Origin of the sequence: Streptomyces solicamelliae, assembly GCF_045348655.1 — a bacterium.
GTDB classification, from domain to species: Bacteria; Actinomycetota; Actinomycetes; order Streptomycetales; family Streptomycetaceae; genus Streptomyces; species Streptomyces solicamelliae.
The window spans coordinates 4136162-4156849 of the sequence record NZ_CP160404.1; the positions used below are offsets into that span (position 1 = coordinate 4136162).

The window sequence follows — 20688 nt, forward strand, 5'->3', positions numbered from 1 at the left end:
AGTGACGCGGGGCCCGCATTCCCTCGGGGATGCGGGCCCTTCGCCGTTCACCCCGCCGTGCGCGGAATGCGTTTCTCCCAGGTGCGGTGGAAGACCACCTCCCGGCCCTCCGTGCAGATCACCTCGTCCGTCGCGGTGAACGTGTCCGCGTCGCAGGTGAGGGTCGAGTGCGTGGTGACGCGGACGTCCCAGGCGGTGTCGGGGCGGTGGAGGCGGACGGTCCAGTCGGAGCGGGTGCGGGCGGACAGCGGGTCGTCGGCGGTGATCACGGCGGTCTCCAGGGCCTCCTCGGTCACCTCCAGACCGTCCGGGTGCACGCGGGTGCCCGCCTCGGGCGGTACGGCCTCCAGACGCCACTCGTCCTTCGCCACGTCGCGGACCACCAGGCGCTCCGGGCGGGCCTCCTCCAGGGTCGCCGGGATCACCACCTCCAGCGGTTCGGCGTGTTCCGGGGGCTCGAACTCCACCGCGTCCCCGGTGTGCGAGCGGACCGGCAGGGTCAGCGAGGAGCCGGCCGGGTCGAGGGTGAACCCCGCGGCGTCCGGCTGTGGCCAGATCCAGGGCCAGTACGCGGAGGAGACCGCGAGCCGGACCCGGTGGCCGGGGGCGAAGGCGTGCCCGGCGGCGTCCAGGTCGATCACCGCCTCCACGGTCTCGCCGGGCCGCACCTCCACCGTGCGGTCGGTCCCGGACCGCGCGGCCAGGTTGAGCACGCCCCGGGTGACCAGGGTCGACGCCCCGTCCGGGGCCACGTCGCAGAGCCGGACGGCCACCTGACCGGTCGGCGCGGCGCAACGCAGCACGAGCACGGCCCGCGGCCGGCCCAGGATCTCCAGGGCGGGGCCCTCCGCCGGGACCGGGACGTCGAAGCAGGCCGAGCCGGCGTCCTCGTCCCGCTGGTCCGGCGGCAGATCGGCGTCCTGGCCGCGCGGCAGCAGCCGCCCCGCGTCCAGGCCGGTGTGCTGCGGCGAGCGCACCGGCACCGGCGCCCCGCCCAGCGCGTACCGGACCGGCGCGACGTACGGCGACGGCCACGACGGGTCCGCCGCCCAGCGCCCCGGCAGCTCCTCGTACACCGTGGCCGGCGGGTGCGAGGAGGTGATCCAGGACCGCAGCAGGGGCTCCGCCATCACGTCGCCCGCGCCGGAGGCGCCATCGGATGCCGTGATGCCCTTCAGATGCCGGTCCCACCAGCGCAGCGTCTCCTGCAGGAAGCCGATCGACGGGCCGGGCGGCAGCCCCCGGTCCGGGTACTGGTGCGACCAGGGGCCGAGGATCCCGCGCACCCGGTCCTGCGGCAGCGCCTCCACCAGCCGCAGCACGGCGTTGCGGTACGGGTCCTGCGTGCCGCCGACGGCCAGCACGGCCGCCCGTACGTCGCCCAGGTCCTCCCGGACCGCCGCGGCCCGCCAGTGGTCGTCGCGCGTCTGGTGGGCCAGCCAGAGGTGCGCGCAGGGCCGTACCGCCTCCAGGCGGCGCAGCCACAGCTCGCGCCAGCCCTCGCCCGCGTACACCGGGTCCGGCGGCCGGCAGACGCAGGCCAGCAGGGCCGCGGAGTGCGCGGGCAACCCGGCGGCCAGCACGGAGCCGCCCTTGTAGTGGACGCCGTCCTCGTAGGGGTCGTCGCCGGCGCAGACGGCGACCACGGCCCGCAGCGCCTCCGGGGCGAGCGCGGCGACCCGGAGCGCGGCCAGGCCGCCCCAGGCGCCGCCGAACATGCCGACCCGGCCGGTGCACCACGGCTGCCCGGCGAGCCACTCCACCACCGCGACGGCGTCGGCCAGCTCGGTCGCGTCGTGCGGCGCGCCGGGCAGACCCTCGCTGTTGCCGTGTCCGCGCAGGTCGACCCGTACGGAGGCGTAGCCGTGTCCCGCGTACCAGGGATGCCGCTGCGCGTCGCGGGGCGCCGTCCAGTCGGTGAGCCGGTACGGGAGATACTCCAGGAGGGCGGGGACGGGCTCGTCCGTGACCGGCCGCCAGACGCGTGCGTACAACAGGGTGCCGTCCGGCAGGGGGACGCGGACGTCGTCGTGGACCGTCTCGTACGGGAAGTCGCGGCGGATGCTGATGCTTCCGGTCATAGCGGGACGCTCCTGGTCGATTAAGTCGATCACGAACATACCGGCGGTGCTGGGCAGGCGCTCACGGTGATCGAAACGCGACCGGATACGCTGACTTGAGTGAATCCAGCGACACGTCGACAATCCGTGTGATCCACACCAGGCGTCAGCAGACAGGAGACCCCCTCGTGACCGTCGTCGGGCCGTTCGGGCTGAGCGTGCGGGACCAGGCTCTTGAGGCCGATGTCCAGACCGGATTGGCAGCGGTGGAGGCCGGCCTCCTCGAAGCCACCAAGAGCGAGGTGCCGTTCATCACGGAGGCCGCGCAGCACCTGGTCAGGGCCGGCGGGAAGCGCTTCCGGCCGCTGCTCGTGATGCTCGCGGCGCAGTTCGGCGACCCGTACGCGCCGGGCGTCGTCCCCGCCGCCGTCGTCGTCGAGCTCACCCACCTGGCCACGCTGTACCACGACGACGTCATGGACGAGGCGGACGTGCGGCGCGGCGTGCCCAGCGCCAACAGCCGCTGGGACAACTCGGTCGCCGTCCTCACGGGCGACTTCCTCTTCGCCCGCGCCTCGCACATCCTGGCGGACCTCGGCCCCGACGCCGTCCGCATCCAGGCGGAGGCGTTCGAACGCCTGGTGACCGGCCAGATCCTGGAGACCGCCGGCCCCCGTGACGGCCGCGACCCGATCGAGCACTACCTCGACGTCCTCGGCGGCAAGACCGGCTCGCTGGTGGCGGTCTCCTGCCGCCTCGGCGCCATAGAGTCCGGTGCGGACGAGAGGGTCATCGACATCCTCACCCAGTACGGCGAGCGGCTCGGCGTCGCCTTCCAGCTCGCCGACGACGTGCTCGACATCGCCTCCGACTCGCACGAGTCCGGCAAGACCCCGGGCACCGACCTGCGCGAGGGCATCCCCACGCTCCCGGTGCTGCACCTGCGTGCCGCCGCCGCGGCCCACGGCCGCCCGGAGGACCTGGAGCTCGTCGCCATGGTCGACGGCGACCTCACGGACGACGCCCGGCACGCGGAGCTGCTCCGCCGGCTGCGGGTCCACCCGTCGCTGGAGCAGGCCCGCCGGGACACCGTCCGGTTCGCCGAGGAGGCTCGCGCCATGCTGTCGCCGTTGCCCGAGGGGTACGCGAAGTCGGCGCTCGCCGAGCTCTGCGATGCGGTGGTCCACCGCGCGGGCTAGGGCCTCTCAGGGTCGGGTCATCCCGGAGCAGTACGCCAGGTTGCTTCCGCAGTCTGACGATTCCGCGCCGCCGTTTTGGTCAGATGGAGTCATCGACCACGGAGGTAGGACAGACCATGGCAACAACTCGTAAGGCGAGCCGTTACCTCGTGCCGGTCGCGGTGGCCGGAGTGGCCGCGGCGACCATCGGGCTCGTCCCGGCCCTGGCGGCGTCCGGGGACCCCGAGCTGCCCGAGATCACCGCCCAGCAGCTCATCGAGAAGATCGCCGCCTCGGAGACCCAGACCCTCTCCGGCACGGTCAAGGTCGAGACCGACCTGGGCCTGCCGTCCTTCGCGGGCCTCGCCGGCATCGGCGGCTCGGACGCCAAGTCCGGTACCCCGTCGACCGATCCGACCGAGAAGCTGACCGAGCTGGCCTCCGGCACGCACACCCTGAGGGTGGCCGCCGACGGCCCGGAGAAGCAGCGCCTGACCGTCCTGGACGGCAAGGACGAGTACAGCCTGATCCACAACGGCGCCGACGTGTGGGCCTACGACAGCACGTCCGGCGAGGCGGTCCACGAGAAGGACGCGACCCCGCACGAGAAGCAGCGGAAGGAAGACCTTCCGGGCACCCCCAAGGAACTCGCGGACGAGGTCCTGAAGGCGGCCGGCACGACCACCTCGATCACCGTCGACGGCACCGCCCGGGTGGCCGGCCGCGACGCGTACCAGCTGGTGATCAAGCCGAAGCAGAGCGGCTCGACCGTCGAGTCGGTGAAGATCGCGGTGGACGCGCAGAACGGCGTGCCGCTGAAGTTCACCCTCGCCTCCACCTCCGGCGGCAAGGCGGTCCTGGACGCGGGCTTCACCAAGGTGGACTTCGCGAAGCCCGCCGCCGACACCTTCAAGGTCCCCGAGGGCGCGAAGGTGACGGAAGGCGAGTCGAAGAAGGACGAGCCGCAGGCCGACAAGCTCCCCAAGGGCCTGTTCGGCGACATGGCCGGCAAGAACGGCAAGGGCCCGGAGGTCATCGGCGAGGGCTGGACGGCCGTCGCGGCCTTCGACAGCGGTCAGCCGGCCCCGAAGACCAAGGACGCGCCGAAGGAGTTCCAGGGCTTCCTGGACTCGCTCGGCGACCCGGTGAGCGGGAAGTTCGGCTCCGGCACGGTCTTCAAGACCAAGCTGGTCAACGCCCTGATGACCGACGACGGCAAGGTGTACGTGGGCGCGGTCACCCCGGACGCCCTGGTGAAGGCGGCGAACGCGGCCAAGTAGGTGGGACCCCGGGTGGGACAGGACCGCGCGTCTCCGTCCCACCCGGGAGTTCTGTCAGAACGTGAGCTTGAAGCCGTTGATGTAGCCGGTGTCGTACGTGGCCTTGTCCTGCACCCGCAGCTTCCACGCGCCGTTCGCGACCTCGCTGGAGGCGTTGACGGTGTACGTCTGCTTGATGTTGTCGGCGCTGCCGCCGGACCGGTTGTGCAGGTTGTAGACCGAGCCGTCCGGGGCCACCAGGTCGACGACCAGGTCGCCGATCCAGGTGTGGACGATGTCCACGTCCACCTTGAGGGTGCTCGGCGCGTTGCCGGTGATGCCGGTGACGTTGACCGTCGAGGTCACCGCGGCCCCGTTGTCCGGGACGGTGACGTCGGCGGTGTTCTCGAAGACCGGCCCGGGCGGCGTCGTGGACCCGGCACTCAGCGTCCAGATCGCATGGGCGACGGCGTCACTGTTCCGGTCCAGCGCGGTGTCGTTGATGTTGGACGTGGTGTCGCAGGACGAGTGGTAGCACCGGTCGAACGCGGTGGTCGTCCCGCCCCACTTCTGCACCTGGGCGCTGGTCTTGGTCCGGCTGGCGCCGGTGAACAGACCGCCGACGGGTATGCCGACGTTCTTGAACGAGGCGTGGTCCGAGCGCCCGTCGCCCTCGGTCTCGATCTCGGTCGGCACACCGAGCCCCGCGAAGTAGTCCTTGAAGGTCTGCTCGATGACCGGATCGTCGTCGTAGACGAAGTAGCCCGGGTTGGGCGACCCGATCATGTCGAAGTTCAGATAGGCACTCACCTTCGCCCGCTCGGCGGTCGGCAGCTGGTTCACGTAGTACTTCGACCCGACGAGCCCGAGCTCCTCGGCCCCCCACCACCCGAACCGCAGGTGCTTGGTGGGCTGGAGGTCGGCCCGCGACACGGCGAGCGCGGTCTCCAGAACGGCAGCCGAACCCGAACCGTTGTCGTTGATCCCGGCCCCGGAACTCACCGAGTCCAGATGTGACCCGGCCATGACAACCTGATTGGGATCGCCGCCAGGCCAGTCGGCGATGAGGTTGTACCCGGTGGACCCGTTGTACGTGAACTGCTGAATGCTGGTCGTGTACCCGGCCGCGTCCAGCTTGGCCTTCACGAAGTCGATGGACGCCTTGTAACCGGTGCGCCCGTGGGCCCGGTTGCCGCCGTTGGCGGCGGCGATCGACTGCAGATCGGCGAGGTGCTGCTTGACGTTGGCGACGGGGATGTCGGGCGCCGCGAGGGTGGGCGCCGCGTTCGCGGTGCTTCCGGCGAGAGCGGTGGCGGCGAGAGCGGCGACCGCCGCGAGCGCGCCGACACGTCTGGGAACGGAGAGGTTCATGTGGGGGCTCCGGATTCCGAACGGGGATGGAACGGAAACGTGCGAGAGCTGTGCGTGGTGCGGGTGAATGTTCGACGAGAGTTTGATTCACCGTCAAGAGCGGAAACCGGTCAGGGGTGTTCGGTGAGCGGACGGCCGTACGGGGGAGGCGGGGCGGCAGGCCGTTGGTCCCTTCGGGCGGCAGGGGGCAGGGACCTCAGGACTGACCCCGGTCGTCCTCGTCGTCCGAGTCCTCGTCGTCGGCGGCGAGGTCGGCGAGGGTCTCCAGTGCGTCGGCGACCGCCTCGCGCACGTCCGGGTGCGGATCGCCCGTCAGCTGTCGCAGCAGCTCCTGCACTCCGGGTGTCGACCAGTACGCCACGGCCTCGACGAGCGCGGTGCGGACGGCCGGGTCGGTGTGGCCGGCGAGGGTGGCGAGGCGGGGGAGCGGTCCCCGGCGGCGCATGCCGTACCAGCTCAGCGCCTCGCGGAGCGCGGCCGCGTCGCCGCGCGCCTCGGCGGCGTCGAGGCGGGCGAGCAGCACGCGGGGCGGGGGTGGCGGACCGTCGAACGGGTGCGGCCGGCGGCGGCGCAGCCGCTGGGATCCGTACTCGCCGCGGACCCGGCAGCCGTAACAGGTGCAGGGGGTGACGCGGTGTGCGTCGGGGAAGTACCGCCATCCGTTGACCTGTCGGACGGGCCGGATCGCCCGGACCTCCCGCGCGGCGACGGGCCGCGGCAGGAACACCTCCCAGCCCCGCGGGTCCTCCAGCGCGGCGATCCGCCGCACCGCGTCGGCCGCGGTCGCCGTGACCGGCTCGCGGTCGTTGTACCGTCCCACCCTCACCGTCTCGGAGTCCGCCAACCGCACGTGCACGGCGACGAGTTGCCGTGGTCCGGGGCGGCGGGACAGTTCGCGCAGCCACTGATGGGTGAGCGTGTACGAGGGCAGCACGGGAAACAGGAACACGCCCCGCCGCTCCCCCCGCCCCTGGGCCCGGAGTCCGCCGCGCCGCACTCGGGCGCTGTTGGCGGCGGGTGTGAGATGCACGAAGGTGGCCATGGGGCCCGATGCTACGGACCGGCCCGGGGGCCCTTGCGTGCGCCTCCGGCGAGCAGCGCGAACGCGGCGTCCGAATACCGCCGGTGCCGGCCGCGCCCGCCCGTGAGGCTGGGCGGGTGACCACCTACACCGCACTGCCCATTCCGCCTGCCACCCTCGCCGAGCTGCGCCGTACCGATGACGCGGGGCGGCCCTGTGTGCCGTTCGCGGCGGGCGAGGAAACCGCCGGGAGCCCGCTGCGGTGCTGCCTGCGCGGTGCGCGGGCGGGGGAGCGGATCGCGCTCGTCTCGTACGCCCCGCTGCGGCGCTGGGCCGCCGAGACGGGGGCCCGGCCCGGGGCGTACGACGAGCAGGGGCCGGTCTTCGTCCACGCCGAGGGATGCGCCGGGCCGGCCGCCCGGCCCGACTCGTACCCCTTCGACCGGTCCGGCGCGCTGCGCACCCTGCGGCGCTACGACGCCGGCGGCCGGATCGTCGGCGGCCGGCTCCTGGAGATTCCCCAGGAGCCGGGCGAGGGCTTCGACAAGGCGCTCGCGGAGGCGTTCGCCGAACCGGACGTCGTTCTCGTGCACGTCCGGGCCGTCGAGTACGGCTGCTTCCAGTTCGAGGTGCGCCGCCCGGTCGCGTAGGACCGTTCCGGCTACTTCGAGTGGTCGATGACGTTCCCGTTGGAGCAGTTGTTGACGTGGTCCCCGACCCAGTCGCCCAGGACGGGCTCCACCGCGACTTCCTGCAGGCACACGGCCGCGGCCGTGAAGTTCCAGTTGTTGGCGGCGTTGACGCCGCCGCCGAAGTTGCTGTCGTTGTCGGCGTGGGCGGGGGAGGCGAGGGCGGCGGCGCCCGCGAGGGCGAGTGCGGCGGCCGAGGCGATCTTGTTCATGACCGGGTGAACGACCGGTGCCCGCCCAGGGCACGGCCGCCTCATCCCTGTGCGCCCCCGGCGCGCGCCTTCAGTGCACGCAGAACTCGTTGCCCTCCGGGTCCGCCATGACCGTCCATGCGCTGCCCTGTTCCGCCACCTCGCGGAGTACCGTCGCGCCCAGGCCCTCCAGGCGGGCCACTTCGGTGTCGCGGGTGCCGGGGGCGGTGTGGACGTCGATGTGGAGCCGGTTCTTGCCGCTCTTCTTCTCCGGGACGCCCTGGAAGAGGATGCGGCGGCCCAGACCGGTGCCGGACTCGGGCTCGTGCGGGTCGTCCGGATGCCGGACGGCGGCGAGTTCGCGCCAGGCGGGGCGGCCGGCGCGGGTGAGCGTCGCCTCGGGCGGGACCGCGCCGACGGAGAGCAGCCGCTCGATGAGCGCGCTGTGGTCCTCGACCAGATAGCCCAGGGTCCCGGCCCAGAACTCGGCCTCGGCGTGCGGGTCGTTCGCGTCGATCACTAGCTTCCAGTGCAGAGTCGTCATGGTAACCACTTATAGTGGTTACGTGAGTGAGACGGCAACCGCACACGCCATGACCCTGCGACCCCGCGACGGGCAGGTGTTCCGCTTCGACGCCGGGGCGCTGTGCCTGGAGCTGCTGCTCACCGGCGGACCCGGGCCCGTGGCGGCGCAGTACGAGGTCCTGGACCGGCCCGAAGGGCTTCAGGAGTGGGTACGCGACTCCCGGCTCGCGCCGGGGCTCGACGTGACCGTCTCCCCGGAGGAGCTCGTGGCCGTACGGGAGGCGCGGGACGCGCTCTCGCGGCTCGCGCTCGCGCGGGCGCAGGGCGAGCCGCTGCCCGCCGGCGACGTCGACGTGCTCAACGCGGCCGCCGCCCGCGTCCCGCTCGTCACGCGGATCGCGCCGGACGGGACGCGTGTGTGGGCCCCCGGGGCCACCGGCTCGGCGCTGCTCGGGACCGTCGCGCGCGATGCGGTGGAGCTGTTCACCGGGCCCTATGCCGACCGCGTCCGCGTCTGCGGCGCGGACGACTGCGCGCTGCTCTTCGCCGACACCTCCCGCCCGGGCCGCCGTCGCTGGTGCTCGATGGAGCGGTGCGGCAACCGCCACAAGGCGCGGGCGCACCGGGCCCGCGCCCAAGCGGAAGGTTCGTGACGGGGGTTCGCGTCAGCGCGCGGCCGGCAGGGCCGTCTCCGCCGCCGCGCGCGCGTCGTACTCCTCCCGCGCCGCCGCGATCTCGTTCTGGTGCCGCTCGGTCCAGGTCACCAGGGAGCGGATCGTCGTGTGCAGCGTGCCTCCCAGCGGCGTCAGCTCGTACTCGACGCGCGGCGGCACTTCCGGGTGCACGGTCCGCTTCACCAGGCCGTCCCGCTCCAGCTGGCGCAGGGTGACGGTCAGCATCCGCTGGCTGATGCCGTCGATCTCCCGCCGCAGCTCGGAGAAGCGCAGCTTCCGGCGGTCGAGCAGGGCGATGACGAGCAGCGACCACTTGTCGGCGATCCGGTCGAGGATCTGCCGTACCTCGCAGTCCTCCCGGACGTCCCACTGGAACGGGTCGGCGTCCCCGCCGTCGGCGGCCGTGTGGGTCACTGCGCAGTAACTCGGTGACTTCGAAGTGCCTTCTTCCACAGCTCGTGATCCTGTCCCAGGATGCAGGTGGTTACAAGAGGGAACCGACCCTCACATGCGTAACCACCCTTGCCACTTCCTGCCTTCCGACCCTTCCTGCCCCCTGCCCTGGAGACAGCTGTGTCCTTACGCGCCTGGAGCCTGCTCCTCGTCCTCTGCGGGACGATCTTCCTCGAAGGCATCGACGTCGCCATGCTCGCCGTTGCCGTCCCCGCCATCCGTTCTGATCTCGGCCTGTCGACCGGCACCGCGGCCTGGGTGATGTCCGCGTACGTCCTCGGCTACGCCGGCTTCACCCTGCTCGGCGGCCGGGCCGCCGACCTCCTCGGCCGCCGCCGGATGTTCCTCGGCTGGCTGACCGTCTTCCTGCTCTTCTCCGGCCTCGGCGGCTTCGCGACCGAGGGCTGGATGCTGATCCTCGCCCGGTTCGTGACCGGCGTCGCCGCCGCGTTCATGACCCCGGCCGCGCTGTCGATCATCACCACCTCGTACGAGGAGGGACCGCAGCGCAACCAGGCGCTGCTGGTCTTCGCCGGCACCGCCGCGGGCGGCTTCTCGCTGGGCCTGGTCATCGGCGGACTGCTCACCCAACTCGGCTGGCGCTGGGTGTTCTTCGCGCCGGTGCTGCTCGCCGCCGCGGTGCTGCTCGCCGCACTGAAGCTGATCCCGAAGGAGCCCCGCCCGGACCGCACAGGTCAGGGCTTCGACCTGCCCGGCGCGCTCATAGCCGCCGGGGCGATGCTGCTGCTCGCGTACGGCATCGTCCGCTTCGAGCACGGGCTCGACGGCCTGCCGTCGACTCTCGTGGTGCTCGCGGCAGGTCTCCTCCTCGTCGGGGTGTTCGTCGCCGTGGAGCGGCGGGCCGCGGCCCCCCTCGTCCGGCTCGGGCTGCTGCGCCAGGGCTCCGTGATCCGCGCCGACCTCGGCGCGCTGCTCTTCGTCGGCGCGTTCTTCGGCTTCCAGTTCGTCGCCACGCTCTACCTGCAGGAGCTGCGCGGCTGGTCCTCCTCGCAGACCGCGTTCGCGCTGCTCGTCATGGGCGTCGACGCGATCCTCGCCCCCACGCTCACCCCGCGCCTGGTCGCCCGCTTCGGCAACGCCCGGGTGATCCTCGGCGGATTCGTGCTCGCGATCGCCTCGTACGCCTTGTTCCTGCCGGTCGGCGCGGACTGGTCGTACGCGGCGATGTTCCCCACCCTCCTGCTCAGCGGTCTCGCCTTCGCCCTTGCCTACGGCCCGCTCACCATCGCCGGCACCGACGGCGTCGCCGAGGAGGAGCAGGGCCTGGCGAGCGGACTGCTCACCACGGCCACCCAGTTCGGCTCCGCCGTCGGCGTCTCCTTGGTCACCGCGGTGTACGGGATGAGCGGTGGCGGCCTCGACGGCTTCCGCGCGGCCCTCGTCGTCCCGGTCGCGATGGTCGCGCTCGGCGCCGTGGTCAGCGCGGTGGGGGTCCGGGCCCGGATGGCGCGGACCGAGCGCGCGGACCCTGCCGGGGCTGCGACCAAGCTCACGGTCTGATCGTGCCGGTACGCGCCTAATGTGGAGGCATGAACGAAACGCCCGGCTCGCCGCTGGTGGGCGTCGCCGCCGCCTACATGCCCCGCCTCGCGGAGTTCGGCTTCGAGCCGGGGCTGGTGGCGGCGATCGACCAGCATGCGGCGGCCGTGTGCGACGCTCTCGTCCCCGCGCAGCGGCGGGCCACCGACAGCCCGGAGCGGCGTTCGCTGCACGGCGAGGATCTCTCCGACTACGTGCTGGGCTTCACCGACTGGCTCTCGGAGGCCGACTGGGTCGAGCCGGTCGGCCACGACTTCGCGACCCTGCGGCTCACGGCGATCTGCTGGCTGATCCGCGAGCACGACTTGCTGGGGGACGCGGGCGCATGACGAAGGGGGCGGGCCCGCGGGCCCGCCCCCTTCGTCGTACGTCCGGGTCACATCGGATGTGCCGCACGTGCCTTGGCCGCCGCTTCCGCTTCCGCCTCCGCCGCGACGGTCTCCGCGGCCGCCGCGGCCAGCCGGGCGGCCTCCGCCCGCGTCCTGCGCGCGGTGCGCAGCGCGTCCCAGGTGAGCAGGGTCAGCGCCAGCCAGACCAGCGAGAAGCCGGCCCACCGCTCGGGCGGCATGGCCTCGTGGAAGTACAGGACGCCGAGGGAGAACTGGAAGACCGGGGCGAGGTACTGCAGCAGCCCCAGCGTCGACAGGGGCACCCGGATCGCGGCCGCGCCGAAGCAGACCAGCGGGGCGGCGGTGACGATGCCGGTCGCGGCGAGCAGCGCCGCGTGGCCGCCGCCGTGCGCGCCGAAGGCGGTCCCGCCGGTCGAGCCCAGCCAGAGCAGATAGGCGAGGGCGGGCAGGAACTGGATCGCGGTCTCGGCGGCCAGCGACTCCAGGCCGCCGATGTTGACCTTCTTCTTGATCAGGCCGTAGATCGCGAACGAGAACGCGAGGGTCAGCGAGATCCACGGCAGCCGCCCGTACCCGACGGAGAGCACGAGCACCGCGGCGAAGCCGATGCCGACGGCCGCCCACTGTGCGGGCCGCAGCCGCTCGTTGAGGAGCAGCACGCCCATGGCGATGGTGACCAGGGGGTTGATGAAGTATCCGAGGGATGCCTCGACGACCTGGCCGGAGTTGACCGCCCAGATGTACAGGCCCCAGTTGACGGTGATGACGGTGGCGGCCAGGGCCAGCAGGCCCAGCTTCTTCGGCGCGGCGAGGAGCTCGCGCACCCAGCCCCAGCGGCGCAGGACGAGCAGCGCGAGGCCGACGACGGCCAGTGACCAGACCATGCGGTGGGCGAGGATCTCGATCGCCCCGGCCGGCTTGAGCAGCGGCCAGAAGAGCGGGACCAGACCCCACATGCCGTAGGCGCCGATCCCGTACAGGAGCCCTGCCCGACCCTCGTTCTCCGTCTTCACCGAACCTCCTGCCCGCCTGCCTCGCGTTACGCCGTTCTGATGAACGGTAGCGCCGCGAGGGGCAGGCTGTCATGTCCGTACCGCCATACGGTCATGACTTCATGCGGAGGGCAGGGCGGCGGCGATCGTCTCGCCGATCGGGGTGGTCGGCCGGCCGATCAGCCGGGACAGATCGCCGCTGGTCGCGGCCAGGGCGCCGCGCCCGATGGCCTCGTCGACGTCCACGAGGATCTCGGCGAAGAGCGCCGGGACGCCGGCACCGGTGAGGATCTCCAGGTGCGCGGCGGCGGGGACGTTCCGGTACGCGATCTCCCGGCCCGTCCGGCGCGCGACCTCGGCCGCGTACTCCTCCAGGGACCAGGCCGTGTCGCCGCTCAGCTCGTACGCGCGGTTCAGGTGCTCCTCGGCCGGGCCGGTCAGTACGGCGGCCGCGGCGGCGGCGTAGTCGGCGCGCGCGGCGGAGGCGATCCGGCCGTCGGCGGCGTTGCCGACGACCGTGCCGTGCGCGAGGACGGGGGCGAGGTTGGCGGTGTAGTTCTCGGAGTACCAGCCGTTGCGCAGCAGCGTGTACGGCAGACCGGAGCCGAGGATCAGCCGCTCGGTCTCCTGGTGCTCGTCGGCGAGCCGGAAGTCGGCCTCGGGCCCGCCGAGGACGCCGGTGTACGCGAGCTGGGCGACGCCCGCGGCCTTGGCGGCGTCGATCACCGCGGCGTGCTGCGGGACGCGGCGGCCGACGTCGCTGCCGGAGATCAGCAGCACCCGGTCGCCCGCCCGGAACGCCCCGGCCAGCGTCTCCGGCCGGTCGTAGTCGGCGATCCGCAGCTCGACGCCGCGCTCGGCGAGGTCGGCTGCCTTGCCCTTGTCGCGGACGACCGCGGCGACGGAGCCGGCGGGGACGGTGGCGAGCAGCTCGTCGACGACGAGACGGCCCAGCTGTCCGGTGGCTCCGGTGACGACGATGCTCATGGTGTGCTCCAGATCCGGTGGGGGGAGGGGGTCTGCCACTCACCGTACGGATGACACTAACCATTCGGAAGTGCCCACTTTGAAGTAAGGTACAGGTATGGAAGTAAGTCCCTCGGTGAGTACGTCCGCAAGTACGTCCGTGAGTGCGTCAGTGAGTACGTCGGCAGGTGCGTCGGACCGTCGCCGGAGTCCGCTGACCGTCGCGGACGGGGGCCTGTGCCCCGAGCGGCTGGTCCTGGAGCATGTGACCAGCCGCTGGGGTGTGCTGATCCTGATCGCGCTGCGCGAGCGCTCGTACCGCTTCAGCGAACTGCGCCGGCACGTCGGCGGCGTCAGCGAGAAGATGCTCACGCAGACCCTGCAGACCCTGGAACGGGACGGCTTCGTGCACCGCGACGCCAAGCCGGTCATCCCGCCGCGGGTCGACTACAGCCTCACCGCGCTCGGCGAGGAGGCAGCCCGGCAGATCTGGGAGCTGGCCCGCTGGACCGAGCAGCGGCTGCCGGCGGTCGAGGCGGCGCGGACCGCGTACGACGCGAGGCGCGCGACGACGGCGTGAGGAAGCGCCGACGGGCGCCCCTCGCCGGAAGCGAAGGACGCCCGTCGTGATGGTCGCGGGCTAGCCCACGACCGTCCAGGTGTCGTTGCCGGTCAGCAGTGTGCCCAGATCGCCCTTGCCGTTCTGCTCGATGGCCTCGTCCAGCTGCTCCGCCATCAGCGTGTCGTACACCGGCCGCTCCACCGACCGGAACACCCCGATCGGCGTCTGGTGCAGCGTGTCCGGGTCGGCGAGCCGGCTGAGCGCGAAGGCCGTGGTCGGCGTCGCGGCGTGCGCGTCGTGCACCAGCAGCTCCGCCTCGTTGTCCGGGGTCACCTCGACGACCTTCAGGTCACCGGTGCGCGGGTCGCGGACGACGCCCTTGTGGCCGTCCGTGCCGAAGCGGACCGGCTGCCCGTGCTCCAGACGGATCACCGCCTCCTGGGCCTGGTCCTTGTCCTTGAGGACCTCGAACGCGCCGTCGTTGAAGATGTTGCAGTTCTGGTAGATCTCCACCAGCGCCGTGCCCGGGTGGTCGGCGGCCTGGCGCAGTACCTCGGTGAGGTGCTTGCGGTCGGAGTCGACCGTCCGGGCCACGAAGCTCGCCTCCGCGCCGAGCGCCAGCGACACGGGGTTGAAGGGCGCGTCGAGCGACCCCATCGGCGTCGACTTGGTGATCTTGCCGAGCTCGCTGGTCGGGCTGTACTGGCCCTTGGTGAGCCCGTAGATCCGGTTGTTGAACAGCAGGATCTTCAGGTTCACATTGCGCCGCAGCGCGTGGATCAGATGGTTGCCGCCGATCGACAGCGCGTCGCCGTCGCCGGTCACCACCCACACCGACAGGTCGCGGCGCGAGGTGGCCAGACCGGTCGCGATGGCCGGGGCGCGGCCGTGGATGGAGTGCATCCCGTAGGTGTTCATGTAGTACGGGAAGCGGGACGAGCAGCCGATGCCGGAGACGAAGACGATGTTCTCCTTCGCCAGCCCCAGCTCCGGCATGAAGCCCTGCACGGCCGCGAGGACCGCGTAGTCGCCGCAGCCCGGGCACCAGCGGACCTCCTGGTCCGACTTGAAGTCCTTCATGGACTGCTTGGCCTCGGCCTTCGGCACCAGATTCAGGAGCGACTCAGACATCGATGACCTCCTTGAGCGCCGCGGCGAGCTGCTCGGCCTTGAACGGCATCCCGTTCACCTGGGTGTGGCTGCGCGCGTCGACGAGGTAGCGCGCGCGGACGAGGGTGGCGAGCTGTCCCAGGTTCATCTCCGGGACGACGACCTTCTCGTATCGCTTCAGGACCTCCCCGAGGTTCTTCGGGAAGGGGTTGAGGTGGCGCAGGTGCGCCTGCGCGATCGGGTGGCCGGCGAGCCGCAGCCGGCGTACCGCGGCCGTGATCGGCCCGTACGTGGAGCCCCAGCCCAGTACCAGCGTCTGCGCGCCGTCCGGGTCGTCGACCTCGATGTCCGGGACGTCGATGCCGTCGATCTTGGCCTGCCGGGTGCGGACCATGAACTCGTGGTTGGCCGGGTCGTACGAGATGTTGCCCGTGCCGTCCTGCTTCTCGATGCCGCCGATCCGGTGCTCCAGGCCGGGTGTGCCCGGCGGGGCCCACGGGCGGGCCAGGGTCTCCGGGTCGCGCTTGTACGGCCAGAAGACCTCGGTGCCGTCGTCGAGGGTGTGGTTCGGGCCGGTGGCGAAGCGGACGCGCAGGTCGGGCAGCGTCTCCACGTCGGGGATCCGCCAGGGCTCGGAGCCGTTGGCCAGATAGCCGTCGGACAGCAGGAAGACCGGCGTCCGGTAGGTCAGCGCGATCCGGGCCGCCTCCAGGGCCGCGTCGAAGCAGTCGGCCGGGGTCCTCGGGGCCACGACCGGGACGGGCGCCTCGCCGTTGCGGCCGTACATGGCCTGCAGCAGGTCGGCCTGCTCGGTCTTGGTCGGCAGGCCCGTGGACGGGCCGCCGCGCTGGATGTCCACGATCAGCAGCGGAAGCTCCAGGGAGACCGCCAGGCCGATCGTCTCGGACTTCAGCGCCACACCGGGCCCGGAGGTGGTGGTGACGCCGAGCGCCCCGCCGAAGGCCGCGCCGAGCGCGGCGCCGATGCCCGCGATCTCGTCCTCGGCCTGGAAGGTCCGCACGCCGAAGTTCTTGTGCTTGCTCAGCTCGTGCAGGATGTCCGAGGCCGGGGTGATCGGGTACGAGCCCAGGTACAGCGGCAGGTCCGCCTGGCGGGAGGCGGCGATCAGGCCGTACGACAGGGCCAGGTTCCCGGAGATGTTGCGGTACGTGCCCGTGGGGAACGCCTTCGTGGCCGGGGCCACCTCGTAGCTGACCGCGAAGTCCTCGGTCGTCTCGCCGAAGTTCCAGCCGGCCCGGAACGCGGCCACGTTCGCCTCGGCGATCTGCGGCTTCTTCGCGAACTTGGCCCGCAGGAAGTTCTCCGTGCCCTCGGTGGGCCGGTGGTACATCCAGGACAGCAGGCCGAGGGCGAACATGTTCTTGCTGCGCTCGGCCTCCTTGCGGGAGAGCCCGAAGTCCTTCAGCGCCTCGATCGTCAGCGTCGTCAGCGGCACCGGGTGGACCCGGTAGCCGGACAGCGAGCCGTCCTCCAGCGGGGAGGTCTCGTAGCCGACCTTGGCCATGGCCCGCTTGGCGAACTCGTCCGTGTTGACGATGATCTCGCCGCCCCGCGGCACGTCCCCGATGTTGGCCTTCAGGGCGGCCGGGTTCATCGCGACCAGCACGTTCGGCGCGTCGCCCGGGGTGAGGATGTCGTGGTCCGCGAAATGCAGCTGGAACGAGGAGACGCCGGGCAGGGTCCCGGCGGGGGCCCGGATCTCGGCGGGGAAGTTCGGCAGCGTCGAGAGGTCGTTCCCGAAGGACGCGGTCTCCGAGGTGAACCGGTCGCCCGTGAGCTGCATACCGTCGCCGGAGTCACCCGCGAAGCGGATGATCACTCGGTCCAGACGGCGTACTTCCTTCGCGGCGCCGTTCGTCGCCGGGGCGCTGCGCTGCTCCCCGACGACTGCCTCATTGGCCTCTTCGGCCTCGTCGGCCTGCTCGGCCGGGCTACTGACCTGGCTGGTCACTGAACTGGACCTCCTTCGAGGCGGCTGGTCGCGACCGGATCACCGGTCCTCCCAACGCCAACCCTACGTCGATGAGGGGCGCGGTTCTTCGTTGTCCGCCCGTCTCCGGCCGCTGAGTCGCCCGGAGTGGGCTGACAGTCCGTCAGATGTTGAGGATTCCAGGAATCTATGATTCGAGATAGGTCAGCACGGCCAGAACCCGACGGTGGTCGCCGTCGCTGGGGGAGAGCCCCAGCTTCAGGAAGATGTTGCTGACGTGCTTCTCCACCGCGCCGTCGCTCACCACCAGCTGGCGTGCGATCGCGGAGTTCGTCCGGCCTTCCGCCATGAGGCCCAGGACTTCCCGCTCGCGCGGGGTCAGACCCGCGAGCACGTCCTGCTTGCGGCTCCGGCCGAGCAGCTGCGCGACGACCTCCGGGTCCAGCGCGGTGCCGCCCCGGGCGACCCGGACGACGGCGTCCACGAACTCCCGCACCTCGGCGACGCGGTCCTTCAGCAGGTAGCCGACGCCGGTACTGGAACCGGCCAGCAGTTCGGTGGCGTAGCGCTCCTCCACGTACTGTGACAGGACGAGCACGCCTATCCCCGGATGGTCCTTCCGGAGCGTGACGGCCGCGCGGACCCCCTCGTCCGTATGGCTGGGAGGCATCCGTACGTCGGCGACGACCACGTCAGGGGCGGCTCCCTCGGCGGCGAGTTTCGCCACCGTCTCCACGAGCGCCTCCCCGTCGCCGACACCCGCGACGACCTCGTGTCCCCGGTCGGTGAGCAACCGGGTCAGGCCCTCCCGCAGCAGCACCGAGTCCTCGGCGATGACCACCCGCACCCTGTCTTCCACGACCTGCCGCCCCCCATGGCTCTCTGGCTCGATGCGTCGTTGCGCGTTGCCTATCCAGCATCGCAGCTTGCGCCGGAGTCAGAGACGAGAGTGATCAGAGTCGGTCAGTCATCGATCAGTTTCAGCCCACGCCGCCCCGCGCAGGCCGCGTGCCTCCCCGGGCCGCCCCGCGTCGTTCTTGTCGACGGGGCGACCGGCCGGCCGAAGGTCCGCCCGCCGCCGCGGCTCAGGCGCGCCAGGGGAGCTCGGCGGTCACGGTCGTCGGGCCGCCGGTCGGCGAGTCCACCGCGAGGATGCCGTCGACCGCGTCCAGCCGCTCCGCCAGCCCCCGCAGTCCGCCGCCCGCGCCCGGCTCCGCTCCGCCGCGCCCGTCGTCCCGCACCTGCAGCAGCAGCTTGTCGCCGGTCCGCCACACGTCCACCCAGGCCCGCCGGGCCCGCGCGTGCTTGGACACGTTCTGCAGCAGCTCGGACACCGTGAAGTACGCGATGCCCTCGATCGCCGCCGCCGGCCGGGACGGCAGGTCCACCTCCACGGAGACGGGCACGGTGCAGCGGGCCGCCACGGCGGACAGCGCGGCGTCCAGCCCCCGGTCGGTGAGGACCGCCGGATGGATGCCCCGGGCGAGGTCGCGCAGCTCCTGCAGCGCGGTCTTCACCTCGCCGTGCGCCTCCTCGACCAGCTGGGCCGCTCCTCGCGGATCGTCGGCGAGCTTCTCCTTGGCCGCGCCCAGGTCCATCGCGAGCGCGACGAGCCGGGCCTGCGCCCCGTCGTGCAGGTCGCGCTCTATTCGGCGCAGGTCCGCCGCCGCGGTGTCGACGACCACGCCGCGGTCCGTCTCCAGCTCCGAGACCCGCGAGGCCAGCCGCGACGGGCCGAGCAGCCCGGAGACCATCAGCCGGTCGACGAACGTCAGGCCGCGCAGGATCCAGGGCGTGACCAGCACCAGGGCCAGACCGACCAGGCTGGTCAGGGCCAGCTCCGCGGACGAGTCCAGCACGACGCTGTGCGTGGCGTCGCCGTAGAGCTGGATGCCGTTCACCCCGACGTGGACGGGGAGCGCCCACCGCCACAGCGGGTAGGTGAGCGCGGCCCAGCCGTACGTCCAGAAGGTCACCGCGACCGTGAACGCGAAGATCGCCCACGGCAGGTGCACGATCCCGTACAGCAGGTGCCGCCAGGACGCGCCGCTCTTCAGCACCGCCCCGATCCGCGCCATCGCCCCGCCGCCCGCGGCCCGCGCCGGCTCGGGGTCCGGCACATGGAACCGCAGCAGCGACCGCGCCCGGGCCCGCTCCAGCATCCCGAACCCCCGGCACACGGCGAGCCCGCCGGCCAGGACCGGGATGCCGAGGAAGGTGATCAGCAGCCCTGCGCCCAGGGAGAGCGTGGTGACCGAGAGCCCGAAGGCGAGGACGCTCAGCGGCAGACTGAGCAGCAGATACCCGAACTCGCGCCAGGTCCGTGCCTCGATCGGGGCCCGCAGCGCGGCGGGCAGGCGATGAAGAGCCATCTCTCGCTTCCGTTTCTCCCGGTTCCGACCTCGTACCCCCAGCCTCCCGGCCCGCGGCCCCCCGGACCATGAGGCCGGTGGGCCTCTTGAGAGGGGGGTTAACCCCACCAGGGGGAGCGACGGCGGAGAGACACGTCCCGCTACTGCTTCTTCGCGCTCGTCGCGCTCTTGGCGTCCTTCGCGCCGGTCGCCGTCCTGGCGCGCCACGGCAGTTCCGCCGTGACCGTGGTGCCCTCGCCCTTCGGGGAGGTGACGACGAAGAGACCGTCCACGGCGTTCAGACGCTCGGCCAGGCCCTTGAGCCCCGTACCGGCGTCCAGGCGGGCGCCGCCCCGGCCGTCGTCGCCGACCTGGAGCAGCAGACGGTCCGCCGTGCGCCAGACCTCGACCGTGGCGCTGCGGGCCGCCGCGTGCTTGGAGACGTTCTGCAGCAGCTCCGAGACCGTGAAGTACGCGATCCCCTCGATCGCCTCCGCCGGCCGCTCGGCCAGGTCCACGTTCACCGTCACCGGCACCGTGCACCGCGCGGCGACCGACGACAGCGCCGCGTCCAGCCCCCGGTCCGTCAGCACCGCCGGGTGGATGCCGCGCGCCAGGTCCCGCAGCTCCTGCAGCGCCAGCTTCACCTCGCCGTGCGCCTCCTCGACCATCGCCGCGGCGGCCTCCGGGTCCTCCAGGAGCTTCTCCTTCGCGAGCCCCAACCCCATCGCCAGCGCGACCAGCCGCGCCTGCGCCCCGTCGTGCAGGTCGCGTTCTATTCGGCGCAGGTCCGCCGCCGCCGTGTCGACGACGACCCCCCGGTCCGACTCCAGCTCGGCGATCCGCCGCTCCAGCTCGTCCGACGGGGACAGCAGCCCGCGCACCATCGCCCGGTCCGCGTTCGACAGCCCGCGCGTCACCAGCGGCAGCAGCGGCCACAGCACCAGCAGCGACACCAGCGTCAAGGCGAACGTCAGCACCCCCCACGGCAGCCGGACGAAGTCGTACAGCACCGTCCGCCACGCCACCGGGTCCTTCAGCCGCGACCACGCCCAGCCGAACAGTCCGCCCCGGCTCGCCGGCAGCGGGCTCGGCTCGTCGACCCGCACCCCGAGCAGCGTCCGCGCCCGCCGCCGCTCGAAGCGGCCGAGCCCGCGCGCACCCGCCAGGCCCACGGCCAGCCAGGGCAGCCCGATCACGGTCACCGACAGGCCTATGCCCAGGACGACCGTGACCACCACGTACACGAAACCCGCCAGCGCCATCGGCAGGTTCGCCAGCAGATGCGCGACCTCGCGCCAGGTGCCGCCGTCCACGGCGGCGATCCGCGCGGGGCGCGGCGGGACGCCGGCGTCAACAGGGGCGCCGGCGGTCTCGACAGAAGTACGGGTGCTCATGTCGAACAGCCTGCCGGGCCGCAGATCC

Annotated in this window: 20 protein-coding genes; 7 read left to right on the forward strand and 13 right to left on the reverse strand. The window is 72.3% G+C overall.

All coding sequences use genetic code 11. The features are described 5' to 3' along the window. Positions 1–47: 47 nt before the first annotated feature. Positions 48–2069, reverse strand: a complete 2022-nt coding sequence (locus tag ABZO31_RS19255; RefSeq protein ID WP_406865405.1) for a CocE/NonD family hydrolase — start codon at positions 2067–2069, stop codon at positions 48–50. Positions 2070–2248: 179 nt separating this feature from the next. On the opposite strand from ABZO31_RS19255, the gene ABZO31_RS19260 reads away from it, so the two are divergent. Together ABZO31_RS19260 and ABZO31_RS19265 are read left to right on the forward strand one after the other, a co-directional pair. Then, entirely contained in the window at positions 2249–3259 is a 1011-nt protein-coding gene (locus ABZO31_RS19260; RefSeq protein WP_406862473.1) for a polyprenyl synthetase family protein, read from the forward strand. 116 nt (positions 3260–3375) lie between these two features. Continuing rightward, a complete protein-coding gene (locus ABZO31_RS19265; RefSeq protein ID WP_406862474.1) occupies positions 3376–4518 on the forward strand; it encodes a LolA family protein in 1143 nt (380 codons plus the stop codon). 54 nt (positions 4519–4572) lie between these two features. Here ABZO31_RS19265 and ABZO31_RS19270 read toward each other — a convergent pair whose 3' ends face one another. Together ABZO31_RS19270 and ABZO31_RS19275 are read right to left on the reverse strand one after the other, a co-directional pair. Beyond that, a complete protein-coding gene (locus tag ABZO31_RS19270; RefSeq protein WP_406862475.1) occupies positions 4573–5868 on the reverse strand; it encodes a M28 family metallopeptidase in 1296 nt (431 codons plus the stop codon). A 196-nt stretch (positions 5869–6064) separates the two neighbouring features. Further along, positions 6065–6910, reverse strand: a complete 846-nt coding sequence (locus ABZO31_RS19275) for a HEAT repeat domain-containing protein (protein ID WP_406862476.1) — start codon at positions 6908–6910, stop codon at positions 6065–6067. A gap of 116 nt (positions 6911–7026) precedes the next feature. On the opposite strand from ABZO31_RS19275, the gene ABZO31_RS19280 reads away from it, so the two are divergent. Continuing rightward, positions 7027–7539, forward strand: a complete 513-nt coding sequence (locus ABZO31_RS19280; protein ID WP_406862477.1) for a DUF1203 domain-containing protein — start codon at positions 7027–7029, stop codon at positions 7537–7539. An 11-nt stretch (positions 7540–7550) separates the two neighbouring features. On the opposite strand, the gene ABZO31_RS19285 is transcribed toward ABZO31_RS19280, so the two are convergent. Continuing rightward, positions 7551–7790, reverse strand: a complete 240-nt coding sequence (locus tag ABZO31_RS19285; RefSeq protein ID WP_406862478.1) for a hypothetical protein — start codon at positions 7788–7790, stop codon at positions 7551–7553. A gap of 70 nt (positions 7791–7860) precedes the next feature. Continuing rightward, positions 7861–8313: a VOC family protein gene (locus tag ABZO31_RS19290; RefSeq protein ID WP_406862479.1), complete on the reverse strand. Its 453-nt coding sequence runs from the start codon at positions 8311–8313 to the stop codon at positions 7861–7863. A 49-nt stretch (positions 8314–8362) separates the two neighbouring features. On the opposite strand from ABZO31_RS19290, the gene ABZO31_RS19295 reads away from it, so the two are divergent. Then, positions 8363–8947, forward strand: coding sequence for a CGNR zinc finger domain-containing protein (locus tag ABZO31_RS19295; protein WP_406865406.1), 585 nt, complete (start codon positions 8363–8365; stop codon positions 8945–8947). 12 nt (positions 8948–8959) lie between these two features. Here ABZO31_RS19295 and ABZO31_RS19300 read toward each other — a convergent pair whose 3' ends face one another. Next, the gene (locus ABZO31_RS19300) at positions 8960–9421 is read right to left on the reverse strand and encodes a winged helix-turn-helix transcriptional regulator (RefSeq protein ID WP_406862480.1); all 462 of its coding nucleotides are present in this window, start codon (positions 9419–9421) and stop codon (positions 8960–8962) included. Between the two features lie 120 nt (positions 9422–9541). On the opposite strand from ABZO31_RS19300, the gene ABZO31_RS19305 reads away from it, so the two are divergent. Together ABZO31_RS19305 and ABZO31_RS19310 are read left to right on the forward strand one after the other, a co-directional pair. Next, positions 9542–10942, forward strand: coding sequence for an MFS transporter (locus ABZO31_RS19305; RefSeq protein WP_406862481.1), 1401 nt, complete (start codon positions 9542–9544; stop codon positions 10940–10942). Between the two features lie 29 nt (positions 10943–10971). Next, positions 10972–11310 (forward strand): DUF6401 family natural product biosynthesis protein, encoded by a 339-nt coding sequence (locus ABZO31_RS19310; RefSeq protein WP_406862482.1) that lies wholly within the window; start codon positions 10972–10974, stop codon positions 11308–11310. A 47-nt stretch (positions 11311–11357) separates the two neighbouring features. On the opposite strand, the gene rarD is transcribed toward ABZO31_RS19310, so the two are convergent. Together rarD and ABZO31_RS19320 are read right to left on the reverse strand one after the other, a co-directional pair. After that, on the reverse strand, positions 11358–12344 hold the full coding sequence (gene rarD, locus ABZO31_RS19315) for an EamA family transporter RarD (RefSeq protein ID WP_406862483.1): 987 nt from the start codon (positions 12342–12344) through the stop codon (positions 11358–11360). Positions 12345–12443: 99 nt separating this feature from the next. Continuing rightward, positions 12444–13310, reverse strand: a complete 867-nt coding sequence (locus ABZO31_RS19320; RefSeq protein WP_406862484.1) for an NmrA family NAD(P)-binding protein — start codon at positions 13308–13310, stop codon at positions 12444–12446. Positions 13311–13503: 193 nt separating this feature from the next. Here ABZO31_RS19320 and ABZO31_RS19325 point away from each other — a divergent pair, with 193 nt between their 5' ends. Then, a complete protein-coding gene (locus ABZO31_RS19325) occupies positions 13504–13869 on the forward strand; it encodes a winged helix-turn-helix transcriptional regulator (RefSeq protein ID WP_406865407.1) in 366 nt (121 codons plus the stop codon). 60 nt (positions 13870–13929) lie between these two features. Here the strand turns inward: ABZO31_RS19325 and ABZO31_RS19330 are convergent, their stop codons facing one another. The 5 genes from ABZO31_RS19330 to ABZO31_RS19350 form a co-directional block, all read right to left on the reverse strand. Further along, complete coding sequence (locus ABZO31_RS19330) at positions 13930–14982, reverse strand: 2-oxoacid:ferredoxin oxidoreductase subunit beta (protein WP_406862485.1); 1053 nt, start codon at positions 14980–14982, stop codon at positions 13930–13932. Then, positions 14975–16933: a 2-oxoacid:acceptor oxidoreductase subunit alpha gene (locus ABZO31_RS19335; protein WP_406862486.1), complete on the reverse strand. Its 1959-nt coding sequence runs from the start codon at positions 16931–16933 to the stop codon at positions 14975–14977. Before ABZO31_RS19335 ends, ABZO31_RS19330 begins: the two co-directional genes overlap by 8 nt. Positions 16934–17099: 166 nt before the next feature. Continuing rightward, on the reverse strand, positions 17100–17771 hold the full coding sequence (locus ABZO31_RS19340) for a LuxR C-terminal-related transcriptional regulator (RefSeq protein WP_406862487.1): 672 nt from the start codon (positions 17769–17771) through the stop codon (positions 17100–17102). A 226-nt stretch (positions 17772–17997) separates the two neighbouring features. Next, a complete protein-coding gene (locus ABZO31_RS19345; RefSeq protein ID WP_406862488.1) occupies positions 17998–19284 on the reverse strand; it encodes a sensor histidine kinase in 1287 nt (428 codons plus the stop codon). A gap of 140 nt (positions 19285–19424) precedes the next feature. Next, the gene (locus ABZO31_RS19350) at positions 19425–20660 is read right to left on the reverse strand and encodes a sensor histidine kinase (protein ID WP_406862489.1); all 1236 of its coding nucleotides are present in this window, start codon (positions 20658–20660) and stop codon (positions 19425–19427) included. Between the last annotated feature and the right edge of the window lie 28 nt (positions 20661–20688).